The following is a 21,570-nucleotide window of genomic DNA, read 5'->3' as shown; positions in this document are numbered from 1 at the left end:
CGGGACGGGAGAGCCCACGCTCTCCCGCCGACCACACCTGCGAAGGCCCGCTGCGCCGCCGACCGGCGCGCGTCGCCGGGCCGACGCCTCGAACCCCCGCTCCGGCCGGCCGTTCTCCCGCTTCCGCGGCCGGCCGGAGTGGGACCACTTCCCGCGAAAGGAAACCCCGCGTGACCGCACTGTCCTGGGACGGCTCCGCACCGCCGTCCGGTCGCACCGAGACCTCCCGCACCGTCGACGCCGGCCTGCTCACCCTCCGGGTGACGGCGGTCGGGAGCGTGAGCGCCCCGGCCGTGACCGTGACCGAACTCGCCGTCCCCGGCGTGCTGCTGATCGAGGCGACCACCGTCGAGCCGGACGCCCGCCTGCGGATCGAATGGCAACTGCCCTGCATCGGCGCCACCGGCTACTGGACGCCCAACACCAACGCCCGCTGGCTGCCGCCGAGCTGGGCGAACCCCCGGGAGGCGTCACTGCCCAAGGGCGCACCCGTCGGCAGCCTGGTCGGCCAGGGCGACAGCGCGCTGTGCACCTTCGCGGTCGGCGAACTCGTCCGACCCGTCGCCATCGGCGAAGGCGCGGTCGAGGAGACCGGGCGCTACAGCTGGTGGATCGAGCAGGACGGCCCCGGGATCGCCCTGCGCCTCGACCTGAGCGGCCGTCACTTCGCCGACACCGTCCGGGAGTGCGCCGACTGGTGGGCCGGCCTCGCGCCCGTCCGCGCCGTCCCCGACGCCGCGTTCGAGCCGGTGTTCTGCACCTGGTACGCCCTGCACCTGGCGATGGCCGCCACCGACGTCGAGCGCCTCGCCGAACTCGCCGCACCGCTCGGCTTCCGCAGCCTGATCGTCGACGACGGCTGGCAGACCGACGAGCGCACCCGCTCCTACGCCACCACCGGCGACTGGCAGCCCGCCCCCACCGACTTCCCGGACTTCGCCGCGCACGTCGCCCGGGTCCGCGACCTCGGCCTGAACTACCTGCTGTGGCACGCCGTCCCGTTCGTCGGCGACCGCAGCGAAGCGGCGACCCGGCTGGCCGGCCACACCCTCGCCCACCTGCCGACACTGGAGACCTACCTGCTCGACCCGCGCAGCCCCACCGTCCGCGCCCACCAGGTCGACCGGCTCGGCGCCGCCGTCGAGCAGCACGGCGTCGACGGCCTGAAGATCGACTTCGTCGACACCTTCGCCCACCGGCCCGCAGCCGGCGCCGCGCCCCACACCGCCTCGCCCGAAGCGGACTGCGCCACCGTCGCCGAAGGCGTGCAGAGACTGCTCGCCGCCCTCGACGAACGGCTCCGCGCCACCCGCCCCGACGTGCTGGTCGAACACCGCCAGGACTACCTCGGCCCCGGCCTGTGGCCCTACGCCACCATGGTCCGGGCCGCCGACTGCCCGCACAACGCCGTGGAGAACCGGGTCCGCACCGCCGACCTGCGCCTCACCGCCGGGCCGCTCGCCGTGCACGCCGACCCGCTGACCTGGCACCCCGAGGAGAGCCCGGAACAGATCGCCGTGCTGCTCCAGTCGGTGCTGTTCGCCACCGCCCAGGTCTCCGTCGACCTCGCCGCGCAGCGCCCGGAGCAGCTGGCCGCACTGAGGTTCTGGCTGGGCGTCATGGCCGAGCACCGCGAGCTGCTCCAGCGCGGCGAACTGCGCCCGCACCGGCCCGAGTTGGCGTACCCCGTGATCGAGGCGCGGCGCGCGGGCGCGCTGGCGTTCGGCCGCTACGCCCCGCTGCCGCTGCGCGCCGCGGGCCACTGGCGGAGGCTGCTGGTGGCGAACGCCGACCCGGACACCCTGGTGCGGATCGAGTTCGACCGGGCGCCGGGCCCGGTCGAACTGCTGGTGCAGGACTGCCTGGGCGGGGAGGTGGCGCGGGCGCAGACCCCGGTCGACGGGACGGAACTCGCCGTCCGGGTGCCCACCGGGGGCCTGCTCACCCTCGGCCGGGTCGGCTGACCTCAGACCTCCAGGTCGGTCTCGACCTTCTTCAGCTGGTGGCGGGCCATCGCCAGGTTCGCCCGGTTGCGGTCCAGCGCCAGGTAGAGGAACAGGCCCTTGCCGGAGCGGGAGGTGAGCGGGCGGATCAGGTGGTACTGGGAGGAGAGGGTGATCAGGATGTCCTCGATCGCCTCGTTCAGGTTGAGCAGTTCCATCGCGCGGAGCTTGGCCCGGACCACGTCGGTGTTGCCGGCGGCGGCGACGTTCAGGTCCAGGTCGGGGCCGCCGCCGATCAGGCCCAGGGCCATGCCGCTGTTGTAGTCGACCAGGGCGACACCGATGGCGCCCTCGACCGACCCCATGATCTCCTTGAGCGCGGTTTCCAGCGTAGACATGGTGCAAGTACCTCTTCCGGTAAGCGAATTGACGGCACGTCAGATCGACGGGACGGGTGGTGCGGAGACGGGACGAACGTCGAAGGGGGAGAACGGGAGGGTCAGAGCGGGCTGCGGTCGAGGTCCGCGTCGGCCAGGGCGGCTATCCGCGCGCCGGCGCGGCGGGCCTCCAGGTGCAGGCGGCCGACGTTGGCCTGCGCGTCGGCCAGCAGCGTGAGCACCGTGTACGCGCCGGCGGCGTACGTCGCCGTGTAGCCGCGCTCGCCGCGCGTGATCAGCTCCAGGAAGGCGCCCTGCCCGGTGGCCTCCGTGAGCCGCGCGCCCACGCCGAGCGCGGCGGCGGTGAGCGCGGCCACGCTCTCCGCCTCCAGGGCGCTGGTGTCATGGGCCACCACCAGGCCGTCGACGGTGGCGACCAGCGAACCCGTCAGATGCGGGACGCGGGACCGCAGGCCCCGCAGTTCGGCCTGCACCTCGGCTTCGGGCAGCACGGGCGTCCTCCTCGCGGTCAGTTGACGGAACGTGCGCTTCATGACTCGGACGGCGGGCAGGTGCGGGCGGACAGGGCGGTCACAGGGCCTCCAGGGCGGCACGTAGTCGGAGCAGCAGGCCCACCTCCGGGTCCGAGGAGTCGTAGGAGCGCGGGCCGGGCGGCAGCAGCACGTCCGGCGGCGCCGGACCGGGCGCGGCGGCCGGTGGCGGGTCGGGGAGGACGGCGGGCCGGCCGGCCGAGAGCAGCCCGGCGGCGGCCAGCTGCCGGACGTCCAGCAGGGCGCCGAAGGTGGTGCGGCCCAGCAGCCGGGCCAGTTCGGGCACGGTGCGGGTGCCGTCGGCGGCGGCCAGCAGCGCCTGCCGGCGGTGGCGCGGCACGGCGGTGCGGCGGACCGGGACGGCGCCGGTGGCGACCGGCGGGGCGGAGTCGAGTTCGGCGGACGGCCAGCAGGAGTCCAGCAGGGCGCGGCGTCGGCCGACCGCGCCGCGCAGCTCCAGGACGGACAGCGGGCGGGCGAGCCGGAAGCCGGGGCGGGCGGCGGAGTCGAAGCGCAGCTCGCCGCCGTGCTGGGCGAGCGCGTCGTGGGCGCCGTCCAAGGTGGCGGCCAAGCGGGCGAGTTCGAGTTCGCCGCGGCCGACCAGTCCGGCGGCGAGCAGGTGGTCGGCGGGGTGTCCGCCGGTCAGCGCCATGCTCTCCTCCCAGGCGCGGACGGTGACCCGGCCGGCGGCGGTGAGCAGGTGGCCGACGCTCGCCCCGCGCGGGGACTCGGCGTGCACCACCAGGCCGGCCGCCAGGTGCACCGCGCCGTCCGGGCCGTGCAGGACGCCGGTGGCGCCCTCGGTGGCGAGGTCGGTGAGCGCCGCCTCGAACGTGGTGGCGGGCGCGCAGGCGGAGCGTCGACGGCGGGGGAGCGGCGCGGCCTGGGTGCGCCGCGGGCGGGGGATCGACTGCGGGGCCGGGGCGGCGAGTTGAGGGGAGGCGACCAGCAGCGGCGGCACGGTCGGCATCGGCGGGACGCGGTAGGGGCCGGTGGTGGAGGCGGGCGTGAGGGTGTCGGCGGACCACATCAGGTGAGCACCAGTCGGTCGGCGATGGCGGCGAGGCGGAGCCGGGCCATCGCCAGGTTGGCGTGGTCGCGGTCCAGCCGGAGGTAGAGGAAGACGTTCGCGTCGAAGGCGGCGGGGACGAACCGGATCAGGTGGTAGTTGCCGGCCGAGGTGACGATGACGTCCTCGGCGGGCGGGGCGCCGGAGTCCGGGTCGGCGAACGACGGGGTCTGGGTGACGGCCCGGGCCAGTTCGGTGGCGTCGGCCGCCCCGACCTCGTGGTCGCCGTCGGGGCCCAGTCCGGCGGTGCCGATGGCCAGGCCGTTGGTCCAGTCGACCAGGCTGACCCCCAGGGCGCCGGTGATCCCCATGGCTTCCGCAAGGCACTCTTCGATCCCGGACACGTACGGCGTTCCCTCCCCACCGTGCCGGACACGGTGCGTCGCTGCCACCGCTTTCACCTGCGGTAGTCTGACCGGGACGCAACGCTACCGGCGGGGCCCCCGCGGGGCGAGACTTTCGGCCATATCCGTCGGGCATATGCCCGAATGCGCTATCGTGCCCCGGAATCCCGACCCGACGTCAGGTCGAATGTTCGAGTCGTTCCTCCTGGTCAGCGGGATTCTCCGGGTCCACCGCCCCGTCCCGACCGGGCAGTTCGCGCAGCCGCGGGATCGGCGAGAAGACCACCCACAGTCCGGAAGCGATCGCTCCGATCGCGGCGATCCAGAGCGCGGGGCGCAGGCCCAGGGTGGAGCCGAGCAGCCCGCCGAGCAGCGAACCGAGCGGCCGCACGCCGTAGTTGACGGCCTGGTAGGCGCCGGAGACCCGGGAGCGCAGGGCGTCCGGGATGCAGGCGGCGAAGATGGTGCCCGCCGAGATGTCGAGGATCATCATGCCGATGCCGGACAGGAACTCCGCGGCGAACAGCAGGGCGGCGGCCGTGACGCGCGACCCGCCGGCCAGCGGGATCAGCAGCATCGGCGCGGCGAACGCCACCAGGCCGAACAGGAAGGCCGGGCCGATGCCGATCCGGGCCGCCACCCGCCCGGTGAGCGCCGCGCCGAGCAGCGTGCCGACCGCGGCGGCGCCCAACACCGCGCCCAACAGGCCCGCGCTGAAGCCGAGTTCACGGGTCGCGTAGAGCACGAACAGGGCGCTGAGGACGAAGGTGAACAGGTTGACCGTGGCGGTGCCGAGCAGCGCCGCGCGCATCACGGGGGAGCGGCGGATCCAGCGCAGGCCCTCGCCGGTCGAGCCGCGCCCGGCCTCGGCGGGCGGCGGCTCCTCGGGGCTGATCCGGCGCAGGAACAGCGCGGACGCCACGAAGGACAGCGCGTCCGCCACCAACGCCAATGGCGCGGACAGCAGTTGGACCAGCAGGCCGCCGAGGCCCGGGCCCACCACGAAGCTGGCCGCGCGGCTGCCGTTGATCAGCGCGTTGCCGCTCAGGTACTGCTCGGCGGGGACCAGGGCGACGAACAGCGGCGCGTTGCAGACGTTGAAGAACACCGACAGCGAGCCGACGGCCAGCACCACGGCGTACAGCTGAAAGAGCGTCAACAGCCCGGCGGCCCAGGCGATCGGTACGGTCAGCAGCGCCGCAGCGCGGCCCAGGTCGGTGACGATCATCACCCGGCGCCGCTGCCGGGAGCGGTCGGCCCAGCTGCCCGCGTGCAGCGACAGCAGCAGGTACGGCAGGTAGCCGGCGGCGGCCAGGTAGCCCATCTGCGCGGCGTCCGCGTGCAGCGCGGAGACCGCGATCAGCGGGATCACCAGCAGGGTGACCTGGTCGCCCAGCGAGGAGACGGTCTGTCCGGTCCAGTAGCGGCGGAAGGCCGTCTCGCGCAGCAGTTCGGGTATCCGGAGCCGGCCGATCACGGCCGCACGTCCGTCGGCACGGCCAGCTGCATCAGCTGGACGGCGCGCGCGCCCTCCGGCCGGTCGGCCGTGCGCTCCAGGTAGGGGCGGGTCAATTCCTCGATGCGGGTGAGGAGTTCGGTGAGCTCCTCGGGGGTGACCCGCACCACGGTGTCGCCGAAGCCGGCCGCCTCGCGCCACTCGGGCGTCTCCTCGGCGCGGTGCGTCAGCCAGCCGGTGGCGCGGGCGAAGTAGCCGTCCAGCACCGCGCGTTGCAGGGTGTCGACGGCGGCGGCCTGATCGGGGTCGGCGGGGGAGGAGTCCCAGCTGGTGAGGTCGGCGGTGGCCTGCCAGGGCTTCTCCCGCCCGCGCCCGCCGCCGGCCTCCTCCACCAGCCCGTACTTGGCGAGTTGGCGCAGGTGGAAGGAGCAGCTGGCGACGGACTCGGTGCCGAGCAGCTCCGCGGCCCGGGTCGCGGTCAGCGGCCCGTGCACGCGGAGCAGGCCCACCAGGGTCATCCGGGTCGGATGGGCGTAGGCGCGCAGGGCGCGCGGGTCGGTCAGCCGGACGGCCGACGGCTGTTCGCTCATGTATCCAAAGCTATCTTTCTAAAGAAGCCTTTACAAGAGGAACGGCCTTCGGCCGACCGGTACTTCGGATCACCGCGGAGCTCAGGACGCCGGGCCCACCCGGACGGTGGTCAGCTTGCCGCCCTGGGTCTCGCGGACCACCTCGATCCGGGTGTTGGTGTCGGGCACCTTCACCCCGAGCTGCGGGATCGCCGGGTCGGTGTACACCCCGCTGTGGTCGTCGAAGGCCGGCACCGCCGGCTCCGAGGGAACCCTGGTCGCCACGCCCGCCTTGTGCAGCGTGAACGCGTCGGTCTTCTTCAGCGAGAACGTCGCGTCGTAGGACTGCGAACGCCCGTTGGTGAGCGAGCCGTCCGCGAACCGCAGCGCCTTCGGGTGCGCGTCCACCGGCAGGATCAGCCCGCCGCCCAGGTGGTCGACGGTGTTGTTGTTCTCGTAGGAGGTGTCCCACAGCCAGACCAACACCCCCTCCTGGTACGGGTAGTTGTCGATCACGTCGGCCTTGCCCGGCACACCCGAGTAGCCGAAGTTGTACGGCCCGGTCTTCAGGAACGCGCCGTACCCGGTGTAGCGGCGGTTCTCCACCAGGTAGGCCCGCGGGTGCTGCTTGACGGCGTCCTTGCCGTGGATGACCGAGAACCCGACGGCCGCCCAGTCGCCCGGGCCGCCCTCCGCGCCGTCGGCCAGCAGCACCGCGCCGTCCGCGGTCAGCTTCACCGCGTCCACCAGCACGCCCCGGCCGTGCGTGTTGGTGTCGGAGGTGACGTGGAAGCGCACCTGCACCTGCTTGCCGAGGTACCCGTCCAGCGGGAGGTGCAGCTGTCGCCAGCCGCCCGAACTGCCGCTCAGGCCGGGCGTGTTCGCCGTGGTGTCGCCGATCGGCAGCCCGTCGACGGTGCCGTGCAGTGGCGTCCAGGTACGGCCGCCGTCCGCGGACGCCTCCACCGTGAAGAAGTCGTAGTCCTGCTCGGTGTCCCACCAGGCCGCGGCGTCGAGGGCGGCCGAGGAGGTCTTCCCGGTCAGGTCCACGGTGCGCGACAGCGAGGCGTCCATGTTGTCGCCGCTGTCGCTCCACCACTGCGCGCCACCCTCGAACGGGTCGGCCAGCGTGGTCGTGGTCGAAGCCGGCGGCAGGTGCACCAGGACGGCCTGCGCCTGGTCGGTGTTGTAGCCGGACACGCCCAGGGTGTGGCTGGAACGGGTGGCGGCCTGCGCCTCGTCGTAGTTCAGCCAGCCCATCTGCAGCTTGCTCCAGGCGTCCAGGTCGCCCGGGTACGCGCCGGTGGTGTTGCGCCCCTTGCCCAGGTACGAGCCCGAGGACATCAGCGACCAGAAGCTGACGGAGTTGTCGCCGCCGTTGGTCGAGTACAGGTCCGGCAGGCCCAGGTTGTGCCCGAACTCGTGGGAGAACAGGCCCACGCCGCTGTTCTCACCCGCCTGCACGTAGTCGTACACGTACAGGCCGGTGTCGCCGACCGGCGCGCCGCCGATCCGGTTGCCCGCCGGGCCGGTCTGCCCGGTCGGGTCGGGGAAGGTCCAGCTGCGGTGCGCCCACAGGGCGTCGCCGCCCTGCGCGCCGCCGCCCCAGGTCTCGTCGACGCCGGCGTGCACCACGATCACGTTGTCGAGGTAGCCGTCCGGCTCGTCGAAGTTGCCGTCCTTGTCGTAGTCGTAGCGGTCCTGGACGTCGTACTGCGCCAGCTCCGCCTTGACGTCCGCGGCCGTGCGGCCCTTGGCGATCTCGCCGTCGTACCAGGCCTTGGTGGCGTCCCGGACGAACTCCTGCGCCTGGGTCCAGCCGCCGCCGCCCTGCGGGCCCTTGTTGGAGCCGTAGCGGGCCTCGTTCCACGGCAGGGTGACCCAGTCGGTGACGGTGCCCTCGATGTCGTACCGGCCCGAGGACTGGGTGCGGTAGAAGTTGCGCATCGAGTTCGCGCCCGGCGCGTCGTCGAAGAACATCTTCCGGTAGAAGTCGCGGCTGAAGTCGTTCTGCCAGTAGGTGTGGGTGTCGTTCGCGCCCGGCTGCGGAATCCGGTTGTGCTGCGGGCCGGGGGTGCCGCCGTAGCGCGGCTTGCCGTCGTACAGCGTGGTGTTGTCGACCTGGTCGCCGAACTGGGCGAGGATCACGAACACCTTGTCGGTGCGCTGGTGGGCCAGCTGGACGTAGTCGTTGCCGATCTTGACCTTGGCCGGGGTGGTGCCCTTGTCGCTCTTGGCGACCTTGCCCTGGTTGACCTGTGCCATGGCCTGCGCCTTGAGCGCCTGCCGGGCCCGCTCCTGCGGCGGCACCGGCGAGGGCGGCGCCTCCCGGCCGTCGGTCGCCGACTGCGGGGCGGCGGTGGACGGTTGGGCCTGGGCGGGGGCGGCGGCCAGGGCTATCGCGCCGGTGGTCAGGGCAGCCAGCAGGGCTGTGGGGAGTCTGCGCAAGTGACCCGCTCCTCAGTAGGAAAGGGGGAGGTAAAGGAATGGTCGGTAATATTTCACATGTCATGCATCAGGTGGAAGGGGTAGTGCCCAACTCCTGCCGCAGGCCCAAGTTCTCGCGGAGGAAGGCGAGCTCCACCGCCGCCACCCGCTCCAGCTCGCCGTCCGGCAGCATGTGGCTCACCCCCGGCAGCGGCAGCACCGCGTGCGGACGCCCCGCCCGGTTCAGCGCCTGCGACAGCAGCAGCGAGTGCGACGGGTGCACGTTGTCGTCCGCCAACCCGTGGATCAGCAGCAGCGGACGGCGCAGTGACGGCGCGTCGGCCAGCAGGCAGTCCGCCTCGTACCCCTGCGGGTTGTCCTGCGGCAGCCCCAAGTACCGCTCGGTGTACGCCGTGTCGTACAGCCGGAAGTCGGTCGGCGGCGCACCCGCGCTCGCCACGTGGAACACGTCCGGGCGGCGCAGCACCGCCAGCGCCGCGAAGTATCCGCCGTACGACCAGCCGCGCACGCCCACCCGGGTCAGGTCCAGATCCGGGTGCTCCGCGCCCAGCGCCTGCAGCGCCGCCACCTGGTCGTCGATCGCCACCTGCGAGAAGCGGCGGAAGATCGCCCGGGTGAACTCCGGTGACACGAAAGGCGTTCCGCGGTTGTCCACGGTCACCACCGCGAAGCCCTGGTCGGCCCACCACTGCTTCAGCTGCCAGCGGCGCGGCTCGTTCGCCACCGCCTGGAAGCCCGGCCCGCCGTACACGTCCAGCAGCACCGGCAGTCGGTTCCCCGCCACGTGCCCGCGCGGGTACAGCACCGCCGAGGGCAGCCCGTGCTCGGTGGCCCGTCGCAGCAACGGCTCCGGCCGGTAGGGGAGTTCGGCCGACAGGTCGGGGAACGCGGTGCGGGCGCCGCCGGGCCCGACCAGCTCGCGGCGGACGCCGTCGAGGGACGCCGAGACGAGCAGCAGCACGCCCTCGCCGTGCGCGGCCACGGTGTGCACGCCCGGGCCCTCGGTGAGCCGCTCCGGCGCGCCGCCGTCCGGGTCCAGCAAGAACACCTGCTGGTCGGCCGGGTCGCCGTCGCCCGCCTCGACCAGCAGTCCGCCGTGCCACGGCCCGACCACCCGGCGCACCTGCAGGCGCTCGTCCGTCAGCGCCTTGCCGTCCAGCGCCAGCCCGCGCGCCGCCGGGGTGTCCGCCGAGGTCAGCACCCGCCCGTCGGGCAGCCGCAGCGGCGTGCCCGGCAGCGGGTCCACCCAGAACTCGTCCTCGGTGCGGGAGAGTTCGCGCGTGACGCCGGTGGCCGGGTCGGCGCTCAGCAGCAGCACCCGCTGCTGCAGGCGGTCCGCGACGGTCAGCAGGATCTCCCCGTCGCCCTCCCAGTCGGCCGCCAGCAGGTACGGGAACTCGGCGTCGTCCCAGCGCAGCCGGGTGCGGTCGCCGGACAGCCGCAGCACCCACAGCTGGACGTCCGCGTTCGGGCCGCCCGCCTGCGGGTACGCGAACGACTCCGGCTCCCGCTCCGGGTGCGCCGGGTCGGCGAAGTGCCGGAGCGGCACCGCCGATTCGTCCACCCGGGCGGCCAGCACCGCGGAGCCGTCGGGCGACCACCAGTGGCCCCGGGAGCGGCCCAGCTCCTCCGCCGCCGCGAACTCCGCCACGCCCCAGCGGGCCCCGTCCGCCGGGCTGAGCCGGCCGCCCGAGGTCAGGTGCAGCGCGTCGTCGGCGACGTACGCGACCAGCGCGCCGTCCGCGCTCGGGCGCGGGTCGAACGCGGGACCGGCGACCGGGAGTTCGGTGCAGGAGCCGGTCGCGGTGTCGCACCGGAACAGCCGGCCGTCGAGGGTGAAGACCGCCGTGGCGAGATCGGCCGTGGCCGCGAACGAGCCGATGCCGGGCGCCCATACCCGGATCCGCTCGCGCAGCCGGCGCTCCACCGGCGGCAGGTCCGCGACCGCGCCGGTGCGCCCGGGCGCCAGCGCCAACGGGTCGGCCACCAGGTGCTCCTGGCGGGTCGTCAGGTCGAAGCTCCACAGGCGCTCGACCGGGTCGGTCGGGCCGGTGGAGCGCAGGAACAGGGCGCGGCGGGCGTCGGCGGCGAGGGTGACGGCGCGGGGCGAGCCGTAGCTGAAGCGGCCGGTGGCGGCGCTCAGCGCGAGAAAGGGGTCGGTGTGAGTCACCAGCCGATCGTTGCGGGGCAGGGGTGGGTTCGGCTAGAAGTATGACCTGTGAAATGTCACACAGCACAGATACTCGCGAGTGCACCCGGCTGGGCCACCCGGTGCTGGGGGCGGGTGGCCCGTCGGCGTGTCAGGGGGAAGCGCGGAGCTCCTCCAGCAGCATGCCCTGATCGGCGAGCAGCTCGGTGAGTATCCGGCGGGCGGTGCGCAGCAGTTCGGCGACGTCGGCGCCGGCCAGCGCGTAGACCACCGTGGAACCCTCGCGGGTGGCGGTGACCAGGCCGGAGCGGCGCAGGATGGCCAACTGCTGGGAGAGGCTGGACGGTTCGACGTCGAGTTCGGGCAGCAGCTCGCGGACGGGCGTCGGCCCCGCCTGGAGCAGTTCGAGCACTCGGATCCGGACCGGATGGCCGAGCATCCGGAAGAACTCGGCCTTGGCCTGGTACAGCGGTACGGGCATGCTTCCTCCCCTTGTCTCCGGCGGCCCGTGGGCCGCCGCCCCGCGCTCAGACCTCCAGGGACGCCTCGATCCGCTTCAACTGGTGCCGGGCCATCGCCAGGTTGGACCGGCTGCGGTTGAGCGCGAGGTAGAGGAACAGCCCGCGCCCGCCGGCCGTGGTCAGCGGGCGGATCAGGTGGTACTGCCCGGTCAGGGTGACCAGGATGTCCTCGATCCCGTCGTCGTGGAGGTTGAGCAGCTCCATCGCCCGCATCTTGGCACGCACCAGGTCGGTGTTGGCGGCCGCGGCGACATTCAGGTCGATCTCCCCGCCGTCGCCGAGAGTCCCCAGCGCCATTCCGCTGCCGTAGTCCACCAGCGCCACGCCGATGGCTCCTTCGATGGTCATGGCTTCCTTGAGCGAGGTTTCGAGATTCGCCATCGCCTGTCCTCCTGCTGCTGTCGCGGCCTGCTCGGTCGGCACGACTGTAGGAACCGGATCGCACTTCGGCCGAGTGTTGACCGGAATCGTTCGAAGCTGGGCGACCTCCGATCGAAAAACGTCGAATCGCTGATCACTTGAAGACATTTGAAACTCAGGATGTGAACACTTCTCGGAAACGCCCACTCGGGAAAGCCGGCCCCCGAACGTGACGGAGCCCGGGAGCGGTATCCAGCTCCCGGGCTCCTGAGGTGCCACCCAATTGCTCTGCGCCGGCACGTTTAAGGCCGAGGGTCACTCTCACAACGTCGTGCTTTGCCATTGAAGCTACCGCGCCAGGAAGAGGCGCAGGCGGGAGTCGAACCCGCATCCGACGTTACCGGCCCTCGACCGGTCGATCCGGCGCTCGGCGGCGAATGCTGAGACTTGAGCGAGAGTCTGAGATTGACGGGGTTGCCTCTGCCTGGTTGGGCCACCCCGGCGCGTGTGGTGCCGGGGGGAGGACTCGAACCTCCACCTGTGCCCCGAAGTCAGCTTCAACTTCAGTGTCAGCTTGCGCTTCTCGCGCCACCCCCGGTCTCACCCGGGGGGCTCTTGGGGCTACCCGAACAGGTAGCCGAACACGGCGTCGCCGACCCGGCGGTCGGTGACCTCCGCGGCGTTCGCCTCCTCACGGGCGAACTGCACCGCCTGCTGGAGCTTCTCCACCCGCTCCAGCAGCTCGTTCACCCGGCGCGCGGGCAGCGCGCCGGAGAACTTCACGGTCGTCCAGTACCCGATCGCGACGTCCTCGTAGTAGACCTCGACCTGCGCCGGGTGCTTCTCCGTCGCCTCCGCCTTCACGTGGTTGCGCGGCACCTTCTTGGTGCGGATGGTGCGCACCGCCTCGGTCTTCCACGCGTCCGAGGACGGGTCGTGCGACCAGGACTCGGCGGCGTCCAGCACCGGCAGCTTGCGGACGAACGTCCGCAGGTCGGTCAGCTGCTTCTCCAGGAACAGCAGGTACGTGACGGGCGCGTCGGCCACCAGCGTCCGCCCGTCCACCACCACGTCGGCCCGGGCCTCGGTGTTGGCCCAGTCCTTCGTCGCGGTGACGTCGAACAGCCGGGTGAGCGTGGCGGCGGTGGTGCGCAGCACGTCCTCCGCCTTGACCTGCACCCGCGTCGACTCGGGCGGCAACTGCTCGCCCTCCTCGTCCTTCGGCTGGTACGTCCGGGAGATGCCGGCCAGCAGGGCGGGCTTCTGCAGATCCTGGTGAGCCTGCGTCAGCTCCTGGAACGACTTCGACTTGACGCCTTTTTCCACGGCGATGATCTGGTTCAACTTGGCCACGACGAGGACGCTAGCGGAACGCCCGTTCGACCCGCACCGGATTTTCGCGGCCCGGCCCACCTGCGGCGACGCTCACCCCGAGCAGCCGTCCGATCACGCATCGCACCGTCTCCCGCCGGCGATTTCAGCTGCCGGAAAAGTCGGCTGTTGATGTCACTCCAGACGGGTAATCTCAGGCTGAGATGCTCGATCACCACACCCCAAGCACCCGCTGCGCCCCGTCGCCCGCCAGGGCCGCGGCCCCGCAGCCGCAGGCGTCGCCGTCTGCGCCCCCGTCCAGCCACACCCACGGGAAGAAAAGGTGACGCCAGTGCACGGCAGCCCCACGCCCGAAGAGCAGCTCAGCCCCGCCGAGCGGTACGCGGCCTCCCGCGAACGCGCCAGGGAGCAGGCGACGGCCCTCTACGGCTTCCAGCAGTTGTACGACTTCCCGCTCGACGACTTCCAGGTCCGCGCCTGCGAGACGCTGGAGAGCGGCAAGGGCGTCCTGGTCGCCGCCCCCACCGGCAGCGGCAAGACCATCGTCGGCGAGTTCGCCGTCCACCTGGCGCTGGCCGCCGGGCGCAAGTGCTTCTACACCACGCCGATCAAGGCGCTGTCCAACCAGAAGTACGGCGACCTGGTCAAGCGCTACGGCCAGGCCAAGGTCGGCCTGCTCACCGGCGACAACTCCGTCAACGGCGATGCGCCGGTGGTCGTGATGACCACCGAGGTGCTGCGCAACATGCTGTACGCGGGCTCCAGCGCCCTCGACGGCCTCGGCTACGTGGTGATGGACGAGGTGCACTACCTCGCCGACCGCTTCCGCGGCGCCGTCTGGGAGGAGGTCATCATCCACCTCCCCGAATCCGTGATCCTGGCGTCGCTGTCCGCGACCGTCTCCAACGCCGAGGAGTTCGGCGACTGGCTGGACACCGTGCGCGGCGGCACCGAGGTGATCGTCTCCGAGCACCGCCCCGTCCCGCTCTGGCAGCACGTGATGGCCGGCAACCGGATGTACGACCTGTTCGCCAGCCCCGACCGGGACGGCCGCCCCAAGGGCAGCCTGAAGAACCCGGCGAAGGCGGTCAACCCCGAGCTGGTGCGCCTGGCCCGCTCCGAGGCCGACCGCGGCCGGGACAGGTTCGCCCGCGGCCGCGGCCGCTCGATGCCCGCCGGCCGCCCCGGCCGGGTCTGGACGCCGAGCCGGGTCGACGTCATCGACCGGCTGGACGCCGAAGGCCTGCTCCCCGCGATCACCTTCATCTTCAGCCGGGCCGGCTGCGAGGCCGCCGTCCAGCAGTGCCTCAACTCCGGCCTGCGGCTGAACCGCGAGGCCGACCGCGCCACCGTCCGCCGGTTCGTCGAGGAACGCTGCCGCGACATCCCCGACGAGGACCTCAACGTGCTCGGCTACTTCGAGTGGCTCGACGGCCTGGAGCGCGGCATCGCCGCCCACCACGCCGGCATGCTGCCCAGGTTCAAGGAAGTCGTCGAGGAACTCTTCGTCAAGGGCCTGGTCAAGGCGGTCTTCGCCACCGAGACGCTCGCCCTCGGCATCAACATGCCCGCCCGCTCGGTGGTCATGGAGAAGCTGGTCAAGTGGAACGGCGAGACCCACGCCGACATCACCCCCGGCGAGTACACCCAGCTCACCGGCCGGGCCGGCCGCCGCGGCATCGACATCGAGGGCCACGCCGTGGTGCTGTGGCAGCGCGGCCTCGACCCGGAGGCGCTGGCCGGCCTGGCCGGCACCCGCACCTACCCGCTGAAGTCCTCCTTCCGCCCGTCCTACAACATGGCCGTCAACCTGGTCGGCCAGTTCGGGCGGCACCGCTCCCGCGAACTGCTGGAGACCTCCTTCGCGCAGTTCCAGGCGGACCGCTCGGTGGTCGGCATCGCCCGCCAGGTCCAGCGCAACGAGGAGGGCCTGGACGGCTATCGCGAGTCGATGACCTGCCACCTCGGCGACTTCGACGAGTACATGTCGCTTCGCCGGCAGCTCAAGGACCGAGAGAACGAGCTCGCCCGCGAGGGCTCCACGCAGCGCCGCGCCGCCGCCGTCGACTCCATCGAGCAGCTCAAGCCCGGCGACATCATCCACGTCCCCACCGGCAAGTTCGCCGGCCTCGCGCTCGTCCTCGACCCCGGCCTCCCGCCGGACGTCCGGGGCCGGCACGGGCGCACCGGCCCCCGCCACCCCGACTACCAGGACGGGCCGCGCCCCGTCGTGCTCACCGCCGAACGCCAGGTCAAGCGCCTCGCGATGATCGACTTCCCGCACCCGGTCGCCGCCATGGACCGGATGCGCATCCCCAAGTCCTTCAACCCGCGCAGCCCGCAGTCCCGCCGCGACCTCGCCTCCGCGCTGCGCACCAAGGCCGGCCACCTCGAACCCGAGCGGTTCCGCAAGGGCCGCGCCGCCGCCGCCGACGACCCCGAGATCGCCCGGCTGCGCGCCGCGCTGCGCCAGCACCCCTGCCACGGCTGCGACGAACGCGAGGACCACGCCCGCTGGTCCGAGCGCTACCACCGCCTGCACCGCGACACCGAACTGCTGGAACGCCGGATGCGCTCCCGCACCCACACCATCGCCCGCACCTTCGACCGGGTCTGCGGCCTGCTCACCGAGCTCGGCTACCTCAGCGGCGACACCGTCACCGACGACGGCAAGCGGCTGGCCCGGCTCTACGGCGAGCTCGACCTGCTCGCCTCCGAGTGCATCCGCGAAGGCGTCTGGGACGGTCTCGCCGCCGCCGAACTCGCCGCCTGCGCCTCCGCGCTGGTCTACGAGGCCCGGCAGTCCGACGACGCCACCGCCCCCCGGGTCCCCGAGGGCGGCGCGAAGGACGCGCTCGGCCGGATGGTCCGGATCTGGGGCAAGCTCGACGCCCTGGAGGAGCAGCACAAGATCTCCACCGCGGAGGGCGTCGGCCAGCGCGAACCCGACCTGGGCTTCGCCTGGGCCGCCTACCGCTGGGCCCTCGGCCACGACCTGGACGCCGTCCTGCGCGACGCCGACATGCCCGCCGGCGACTTCGTCCGCTGGACCAAGCAGCTGATCGACGTCCTCGGCCAGATCCAGGACGCCGCCGGCGACAACGTCGAGCTCCGCCGCACCGCCCGCAAGGCCGTCGACGGCATGCGGCGCGGCATCATCGCGTACTCGTCCGTCGGGTAGCGGTACCTGCGCAGCGGGCCCGGCCGGTCGGCGGCCGGGCCCGTTCGCGTCCGTCCTCGTCGGTGTGGTCGAGCCGGGGACGCCCGGACCGGGGTCAGGCGTCGGCCGGGAGCACCGTGCACGGCAGCGGGTCGAAGCCGTTGAATCCCTGGGTGAGGTAGCTGACCGCGTACGCGCCGCTGGCGAGGATCCACACCGGGTCGCCGGAGGCCACCCCCCGGGGCACCGGCACCCGGCCGGTGGTGCGCCCGTGCGGGAAGGTGTCGTCGCTGTCGCAGGTCGGGCCGGCGATCACGGCGGGAACGCGGTCCTCGTCCGGGTGGGTCGGGAAGACCAGCCGGTACTGCACCTGGTCCATCTCGTACAGCCCGTTGAACTTCCCGCAGCCCAGGTAGAGCCAGTGCTCCCGCTCGCCGTCCGGCTGCTGACGGTCCGTCAGTCGGTAGACGTGGGTGCGGATCGCGCCCTGGTCGGCGACCAGGTGGCGGCCGGGCTCCAGGACGAACGCCAGCTCGCCGCCGTGCAGGCGGCGCAGCCGGTCGAGGCCCTGCCGGACGGTGCGGAAGATCTCGTCGAGCGGTGGTTCGAGCGCGGTGCCGTGCCGGTCGACGTAGCCGAGGGCGGGCAGGCCGCCGCCGAGGTTGACGTGGTCGAGCCGGATCCCGTCCCGTTCGAGCTCCACCATGGCGTCGGCGAGCAGGTCGAAGGCCGCCGCCCAGGCCTCGGCGGTCAGCTGCTGCGAGCCGACGTGCACCGAGAGCCCGGCGGGGGTCAGCCCGGCCGCCCGGGCCGCGGTCATCACCCGGACGGCGTCCGCCGCCGAGCAGCCGTACTTGCGGCTCAGGCCCCAGAGCGCGCCCTTGCCGGTGGTGGCGAGCCGGCAGAACACCCGGGCGCCCGGGGCGTGTTCGGCGATCGCGGCGACGTCCGCGAGGCTGTCGGTGGCGAAGTCCCGGATGCCCAGGCGGTGGGCCTCGGCGATGCCCCGGTCCGACTTGACGGTGTTGCCGTAGTGCACCCGCTCGGCCGGGACGCCGGTGCGCAGCGCCTGGGCGATCTCGTTCGGGCCGGCGGCGTCGAAACCGGCGCCGAGCGCGGCGAGTTCGGCCAGCACCTCGTCCACCGGGCAGGCCTTCATGGCGAACCGGACGGCGACGCCCGGGAGTTCGTCCCGCAGCGCGGTGTAGCGGCGGGTGATGCCGGCCAGGTCGTAGAAGATCCGGTCGTCGCCGGACGCCGCCAGGGCGGAGCGCAAGGCCGGGCTGAGGGAGGTGAGTTCGGCGGTCAGGTTCAACGGCCCAGGTCCTCGCGGCTGGAGGTCGGCCGATGCTTCATCACCGCACGGACGGCGTCGCGCAGGTGGTCGCGGCTCGGCTGCAGGGCGCGGTCCAGTGCGGGGGCGAACGGCAGCACGGTGCCGTCCGGGCGGGTGATCCGCCGGGGCGGGGCGATCAGGCGCATCTCCTCGGCGGCGGTGGCGACGATCTCGCCGCCGATGCCGCAGCTGCGGTTGGAGTCGTCGACGACGACCAGCCGGCCGGTGCGCTCCAGCGAGGCGGCCAGTGCCGTCCAGTCGAACGGGTACAGGGTGCGCGGGTCGAACACCTCGACGGAGACCTCCGGGGCGAGTTCCTCCGCGACGGCCAGCGCGTCGTGCACCAGGTGGCCGACGGCGACCACGGTGACGTCGGCGCCCTCGCGGTGGATCCGGGCCGAGCCGAGCGGGATCGGCGCCAGCTCCCGGGTCACGGTCTCGCGCACCGGCAGGGCGCCGGCCGGGGCGAAGACGACCACCGGGTCCGGGTCGGCGATCGCCGACCGGAGCAGCCCGTAGGCGTCGGTGGGCGTGGCCGGGACCACGGTCTTCATCCCGGCGTGCGCGAACAGGCTGTACGGGTGGTCGGAGTGCTGCCCGGCCCAGCCGTCCCGGGAGCCGGAGCCCGGCACCAGGCAGGTCAGCGGGACGTTCGCCTGGCCGCCGGTCATCAGCGAGAACTTGTGCGCCTGGTTGACGAGTTGCTCGAAGACCAGGAACAGCAGCGAGGGGATCTGGAACTCGATCACCGGCCGCCGCCCGGTCAGCGCGGCGCCGATCGCCATCGAGGTGAACGCCTGCTCGGAGAGCGGGGTGTCGACGATCCGGCCGGGGCCGAAGCGGTCGAGCAGGTTGAGGGTGGGGCCGGCCATTCCGGCGCCGATGTCCTCGCCGAACACGCAGACCGCCGGGTCCTCGGCGAGGGCGTCGGTGAGCGCCCGGTTGAGCGCCTTGGTGTAGGAGAGCCTCATGCCCCGGACCCCGCCCTCGGACGCATCCCGTCCGCGTAGAGGTGCTCCGACGCGCCGTCGGGGGAGGGGAGTTCGGAGTCGAGCGCGAACTGCCGGGCGGCGGCCAGCTGTTGCGCGACCGAGTCGTCCAGCCGCTCGGCCAGGCCGGGCGGCAGCAGCGCGGCGGCGCGCGGCAGCGGGTCGAGGGCGCGCCAGTCGGCGACCTCCTCCGGGGTGCGGTAGCGCAGTTTCATCAGCCGTTCCATGGTGTGGTGCCCCTCGAAGCGGTAGGTGCGGCACTCCAGGAAGCCCGGGCCGCCGCCGGCCGCGGCCCGGGCGACGGCCTCGGCGGCCGCCGTCCGGACGGCCTCGGTGTCCATCCCGTCCACCTCGACGGCGGGGATCCCGAAGGCGGCGGCCCGACCGGTGGCGCTGCCGGCCACCGCGGTGGCGGCCGGCAGCGTGGTGGCGTAGCCGTTGTTCTCGCAGACGAACAGCACCGGCAGCCGCCACATCGCGGCCAGGTTGAACGACTCCAGCAGGACGCCCTGGTTGAGCGCGCCGTCGCCGAAGAACGCGACGGCGATCCGGTCCTCGTCGGCCTGCCGGGCCGACCAGGCGGCGCCGACCGCGATCGCGCCGCCGGCGCCGACCATGCCGTTGGCGCCCAGGATGCCGAGCGAGAAGTCCGCGGCGTGCATCGAGCCGCCCCGCCCCCGGTTCAACCCGCCGGTGCGGCCCAGCAGTTCGGCCAGCAGCCGGCTCGGGTCCGCGCCCTTGGCGAGCACGTGGCCGTGGCCCCGGTGGGTGGAGGTGATCCGGTCCTGCGGGCGCAGTGCGGCGCAGACGCCGACCGCCACCGCCTCCTGCCCGATGTACGGGTGGATGCCGCCGGTGATCTCCCCGGACTTCACCAGGCCGAGCGCGAGCTCCTCGAAGCCGCGGATCAGCCGCAGCATCCGGTAGCGCCCGGCGGGGGAGCCGAGGTCGGCCGAGCCGGGCAGGCCCGTCACCGGGCTCCCCGCCAGACGACCGGGCAGATCTCCGGGTCGGCGTAGTCGGGGCGGCCGTCGGCGGTGCGGCGGACCAGCACGTCGTGGTTGTACGAGGCGGGGCTGCCGTCCGGGCGGGTGGCGTGGCGGTACGCGTTGGCGCCGTCCTGGAGGTGCAGCGAGATCGCCCGGCGCGGGAAGTCGGCCAGGTTGGCGCCACTGCCGTGGTAGGTGCGGCAGTGGTGGAAGCTGACGTGCCCGCGCGGGATCACCACCGGGACCTTGCGCACCTCGGCGCCGTTGTGGCGCGCGTTGGCGGCCAGGATCGACTCCAGCTCGGCGCGGTCGCGCTGGGCGAAGTGCCGGGTGGCGTCCTCCTCGGAGGGCAGCTCCGTCCAGCGGTTGCTGCCGTCGACCATGGTGATGGTGCCGTTCTCCACCCCGCAGTCGTGGAACGGGATGAAGGCGGTCAGCATCTCCTCCGAGGTCGAGGTGTGCCAGTAGTGCTTGTCGAAGTGCCACGGCACCTGGTTGGAGGGCTCCTCCGGCACCGGCGGCTTGAAGATCAGCGTCGACTGGAAGATCCGGATCTCCTCGGCCCCGGCGAGCACCGCGGCGACGGCGCCGACCAGCGGTTTGCGCAGGATCGCGGCGATCGCGTCGCTCTCGTAGTGCACGTAGTCGTTGTGCCGCTGGACCGGCCCGTGCGCGGGCTCCCAGGCGGCCAGCCGCGGCGGCCGGACGGCGAGGGTGCGGTCGCGCCGGCCCTCGTAGTAGTCGTCGGTGGCGGCCTGGAGGGTGTCGAGCTCCTGGTCGGTGAACAGCCGCCCGGACAGGTACCAGCCGTGCTCGCGGTAGCCGGCCACGTCCTCGGGCGTGGGCAGCAGGGCGGTCTCGGCCGGGGTCAGGACGAACTCGGGTGCGACGGTCATGGGGCGGTCCTCCTCGGAGGGCGGTCGGGTCGGGTGGGAGCGGCCGGTCAGACGGCGGCGGCGGCGCGCTGGCGCTCGACCGCCTCGTACAGGGCCTTGATGTTGGCGGTGCCGAAGGTGCCCGCGCCCTGGCGTTCGATCAGTTCCAGGAAGAAGGTCCGCCGGGGGTGGGTGGAGCGGGCGAAGATCTGGAACAGCTGGCCGCCGTGGTCCTGGTCGACCAGCACGTCCAGTTCTCGCAGCGTCCCGACCGGGATCGCGGTGTCGCCGAGCCGCTCGGCCAGGCCGTCGTAGTAGGCGCCGGGAGTGGCCAGGAACTCGACGCCGCGCGAGCGGGCGGTGCGGACGGCGGTGGCGATGTCGTCGGTGCGCAGGGCCAGGTGCTGGACGCCCGCGCCGTCGTGGTCGGCGAGGAAGGTGTCGATCTGGCCGGCCCGGCGGTCGGTGTCCGGCTCGATCAGGGTGAAGGTGACGTCCCCGGAGGCGCTCTGCACCACGCTGGAGTCCATCGCCTGCTCGCCGACCTCGATGTACTCGCCGAAGATCAGGCGCATGCCGAGCGCGGCTTCGCAGAACCGCACGGACGCGGCGAGCCGCCCGGCGGGCACGCAGATCGCGACGTGGTCGAGGGCGTCCAGCAGGTCGCCGCCGGCAGGCTCCGGCGCGCTCTCCGGCAGCGGGACGAAGCGCAGCGCGGTGTCGCCGAAGCCGGCGATCAGCGCGCCGGCGCGGTCCAGCACCTCGGCGCCGTGCCGCTCGGCCCGCTCCAGCGCCGCCGCCGGGTCGGCGCAGCCGAGCGCCAGCACGGCGACGCCTTCGCCGTGCCGCTCCACCCAGTCGGCCACCGGGTGGCCGCCGATCCCGCTGGACAGCAGCCGCAGCCGGATGCCGCCCTGGACCAGGTGGACGGCCCGCAGCGCGGGCGTCCACACGGGCTGGTCGGCGTCGCGCCGGAAGCCGAAGCCGTCCTGCAGCTCGGCGGCGGTCCGCGCGGCATCCGCGCAGTGGTACTCGACGTGGGTGATCGTCTGGATGGGCAACTGGGCTCCTGGCAGCTGGGATTCGAGCGCGAAGGCAGCGG

Annotated in this window: 18 protein-coding genes; 2 read left to right on the top strand and 16 right to left on the bottom strand. The window is 73.1% G+C overall.

The genetic code is table 11. The features are described from left to right. Positions 1 to 170 precede the first annotated feature (170 nt). On the top strand, positions 171 to 1,964 hold the full coding sequence (locus ACI1MP_RS04050; protein WP_404867737.1) for a glycoside hydrolase family 36 protein: 1,794 nt from the start codon (positions 171 to 173) through the stop codon (positions 1,962 to 1,964). A 2-nt stretch (positions 1,965 to 1,966) separates the two neighbouring features. Here ACI1MP_RS04050 and ACI1MP_RS04045 read toward each other — a convergent pair whose 3' ends face one another. The 11 genes from ACI1MP_RS04045 to ACI1MP_RS03995 all read right to left on the bottom strand — a co-directional run bounded on the left by ACI1MP_RS04045 (position 1,967) and on the right by ACI1MP_RS03995 (position 13,140). Continuing rightward, the gene (locus ACI1MP_RS04045) at positions 1,967 to 2,341 is read right to left on the bottom strand and encodes a hypothetical protein (RefSeq protein WP_100584654.1); all 375 of its coding nucleotides are present in this window, start codon (positions 2,339 to 2,341) and stop codon (positions 1,967 to 1,969) included. Positions 2,342 to 2,442: 101 nt separating this feature from the next. Continuing rightward, the gene (locus ACI1MP_RS04040) at positions 2,443 to 2,874 is read right to left on the bottom strand and encodes a roadblock/LC7 domain-containing protein (RefSeq protein ID WP_232733764.1); all 432 of its coding nucleotides are present in this window, start codon (positions 2,872 to 2,874) and stop codon (positions 2,443 to 2,445) included. A 37-nt stretch (positions 2,875 to 2,911) separates the two neighbouring features. After that, on the bottom strand, positions 2,912 to 3,901 hold the full coding sequence (locus tag ACI1MP_RS04035; RefSeq protein ID WP_404867736.1) for a transcriptional regulator: 990 nt from the start codon (positions 3,899 to 3,901) through the stop codon (positions 2,912 to 2,914). Beyond that, entirely contained in the window at positions 3,901 to 4,284 is a 384-nt protein-coding gene (locus ACI1MP_RS04030) for a hypothetical protein (protein ID WP_380332281.1), read from the bottom strand. Before ACI1MP_RS04030 ends, ACI1MP_RS04035 begins: the two co-directional genes overlap by 1 nt. Positions 4,285 to 4,462: 178 nt before the next feature. Then, a complete protein-coding gene (locus ACI1MP_RS04025; protein ID WP_380332278.1) occupies positions 4,463 to 5,761 on the bottom strand; it encodes an MFS transporter in 1,299 nt (432 codons plus the stop codon). Then, a complete protein-coding gene (locus tag ACI1MP_RS04020; RefSeq protein WP_404867735.1) occupies positions 5,758 to 6,330 on the bottom strand; it encodes a winged helix-turn-helix domain-containing protein in 573 nt (190 codons plus the stop codon). The genes ACI1MP_RS04025 and ACI1MP_RS04020 overlap by 4 nt, the downstream gene beginning before the upstream one ends. Positions 6,331 to 6,411: 81 nt before the next feature. Further along, entirely contained in the window at positions 6,412 to 8,757 is a 2,346-nt protein-coding gene (locus ACI1MP_RS04015) for an immune inhibitor A domain-containing protein (protein WP_404867734.1), read from the bottom strand. 67 nt (positions 8,758 to 8,824) lie between these two features. After that, positions 8,825 to 10,927: a prolyl oligopeptidase family serine peptidase gene (locus tag ACI1MP_RS04010; RefSeq protein ID WP_404867733.1), complete on the bottom strand. Its 2,103-nt coding sequence runs from the start codon at positions 10,925 to 10,927 to the stop codon at positions 8,825 to 8,827. Between the two features lie 130 nt (positions 10,928 to 11,057). Continuing rightward, the gene (locus tag ACI1MP_RS04005) at positions 11,058 to 11,387 is read right to left on the bottom strand and encodes a helix-turn-helix transcriptional regulator (RefSeq protein WP_043911599.1); all 330 of its coding nucleotides are present in this window, start codon (positions 11,385 to 11,387) and stop codon (positions 11,058 to 11,060) included. Between the two features lie 46 nt (positions 11,388 to 11,433). After that, positions 11,434 to 11,808 carry a hypothetical protein gene (locus ACI1MP_RS04000; protein WP_043911600.1) on the bottom strand — a complete coding sequence of 125 codons (375 nt, stop codon included), beginning with the start codon at positions 11,806 to 11,808 and terminating at the stop codon, positions 11,434 to 11,436. A gap of 600 nt (positions 11,809 to 12,408) precedes the next feature. Next, entirely contained in the window at positions 12,409 to 13,140 is a 732-nt protein-coding gene (locus ACI1MP_RS03995; protein WP_043911601.1) for a hypothetical protein, read from the bottom strand. A 310-nt stretch (positions 13,141 to 13,450) separates the two neighbouring features. On the opposite strand from ACI1MP_RS03995, the gene ACI1MP_RS03990 reads away from it, so the two are divergent. Continuing rightward, positions 13,451 to 16,300, top strand: coding sequence for a DEAD/DEAH box helicase (locus ACI1MP_RS03990; protein ID WP_404867732.1), 2,850 nt, complete (start codon positions 13,451 to 13,453; stop codon positions 16,298 to 16,300). A 94-nt stretch (positions 16,301 to 16,394) separates the two neighbouring features. Here ACI1MP_RS03990 and ACI1MP_RS03985 read toward each other — a convergent pair whose 3' ends face one another. The 5 genes from ACI1MP_RS03985 to ACI1MP_RS03965 are packed head-to-tail and all read right to left on the bottom strand — an operon-like array spanning position 16,395 to position 21,529. Continuing rightward, a complete protein-coding gene (locus ACI1MP_RS03985) occupies positions 16,395 to 17,594 on the bottom strand; it encodes a type III PLP-dependent enzyme (protein ID WP_404867731.1) in 1,200 nt (399 codons plus the stop codon). Then, positions 17,591 to 18,586 (bottom strand): alpha-ketoacid dehydrogenase subunit beta, encoded by a 996-nt coding sequence (locus tag ACI1MP_RS03980; RefSeq protein ID WP_380332258.1) that lies wholly within the window; start codon positions 18,584 to 18,586, stop codon positions 17,591 to 17,593. The genes ACI1MP_RS03985 and ACI1MP_RS03980 overlap by 4 nt, the downstream gene beginning before the upstream one ends. Continuing rightward, positions 18,583 to 19,578: a thiamine pyrophosphate-dependent dehydrogenase E1 component subunit alpha gene (locus tag ACI1MP_RS03975; RefSeq protein WP_404867730.1), complete on the bottom strand. Its 996-nt coding sequence runs from the start codon at positions 19,576 to 19,578 to the stop codon at positions 18,583 to 18,585. The genes ACI1MP_RS03980 and ACI1MP_RS03975 overlap by 4 nt, the downstream gene beginning before the upstream one ends. Further along, a complete protein-coding gene (locus ACI1MP_RS03970; RefSeq protein WP_404867729.1) occupies positions 19,575 to 20,489 on the bottom strand; it encodes a phytanoyl-CoA dioxygenase family protein in 915 nt (304 codons plus the stop codon). Before ACI1MP_RS03970 ends, ACI1MP_RS03975 begins: the two co-directional genes overlap by 4 nt. A gap of 47 nt (positions 20,490 to 20,536) precedes the next feature. Then, positions 20,537 to 21,529 carry a VOC family protein gene (locus ACI1MP_RS03965; RefSeq protein WP_380332250.1) on the bottom strand — a complete coding sequence of 331 codons (993 nt, stop codon included), beginning with the start codon at positions 21,527 to 21,529 and terminating at the stop codon, positions 20,537 to 20,539. Positions 21,530 to 21,570 lie beyond the last annotated feature (41 nt).

This window comes from Kitasatospora griseola, assembly GCF_044999035.1.
Taxonomy (GTDB): domain Bacteria; phylum Actinomycetota; class Actinomycetes; order Streptomycetales; family Streptomycetaceae; genus Kitasatospora; species Kitasatospora griseola.
This window is presented reverse-complemented; position numbering and strand designations above follow the sequence as displayed.

What these genes read in the sequence shown, in the direction of transcription:
- ACI1MP_RS04045 (WP_100584654.1), bottom strand. Translation starts at nt 2,341, where the DNA reads ATGTCTACGCTGGAAACCGCGCTCAAGGAGATCATGGGGTCGGTCGAG.
- ACI1MP_RS04040 (WP_232733764.1), bottom strand. Translation starts at nt 2,874, where the DNA reads ATGAAGCGCACGTTCCGTCAACTGACCGCGAGGAGGACGCCCGTGCTG.
- ACI1MP_RS04035 (WP_404867736.1), bottom strand. Translation starts at nt 3,901, where the DNA reads ATGTGGTCCGCCGACACCCTCACGCCCGCCTCCACCACCGGCCCCTAC.
- ACI1MP_RS04020 (WP_404867735.1), bottom strand. Translation starts at nt 6,330, where the DNA reads ATGAGCGAACAGCCGTCGGCCGTCCGGCTGACCGACCCGCGCGCCCTG.
- ACI1MP_RS04005 (WP_043911599.1), bottom strand. Translation starts at nt 11,387, where the DNA reads ATGCCCGTACCGCTGTACCAGGCCAAGGCCGAGTTCTTCCGGATGCTC.
- ACI1MP_RS04000 (WP_043911600.1), bottom strand. Translation starts at nt 11,808, where the DNA reads ATGGCGAATCTCGAAACCTCGCTCAAGGAAGCCATGACCATCGAAGGA.
- ACI1MP_RS03980 (WP_380332258.1), bottom strand. Translation starts at nt 18,586, where the DNA reads ATGAGGCTCTCCTACACCAAGGCGCTCAACCGGGCGCTCACCGACGCC.
- ACI1MP_RS03970 (WP_404867729.1), bottom strand. Translation starts at nt 20,489, where the DNA reads ATGACCGTCGCACCCGAGTTCGTCCTGACCCCGGCCGAGACCGCCCTG.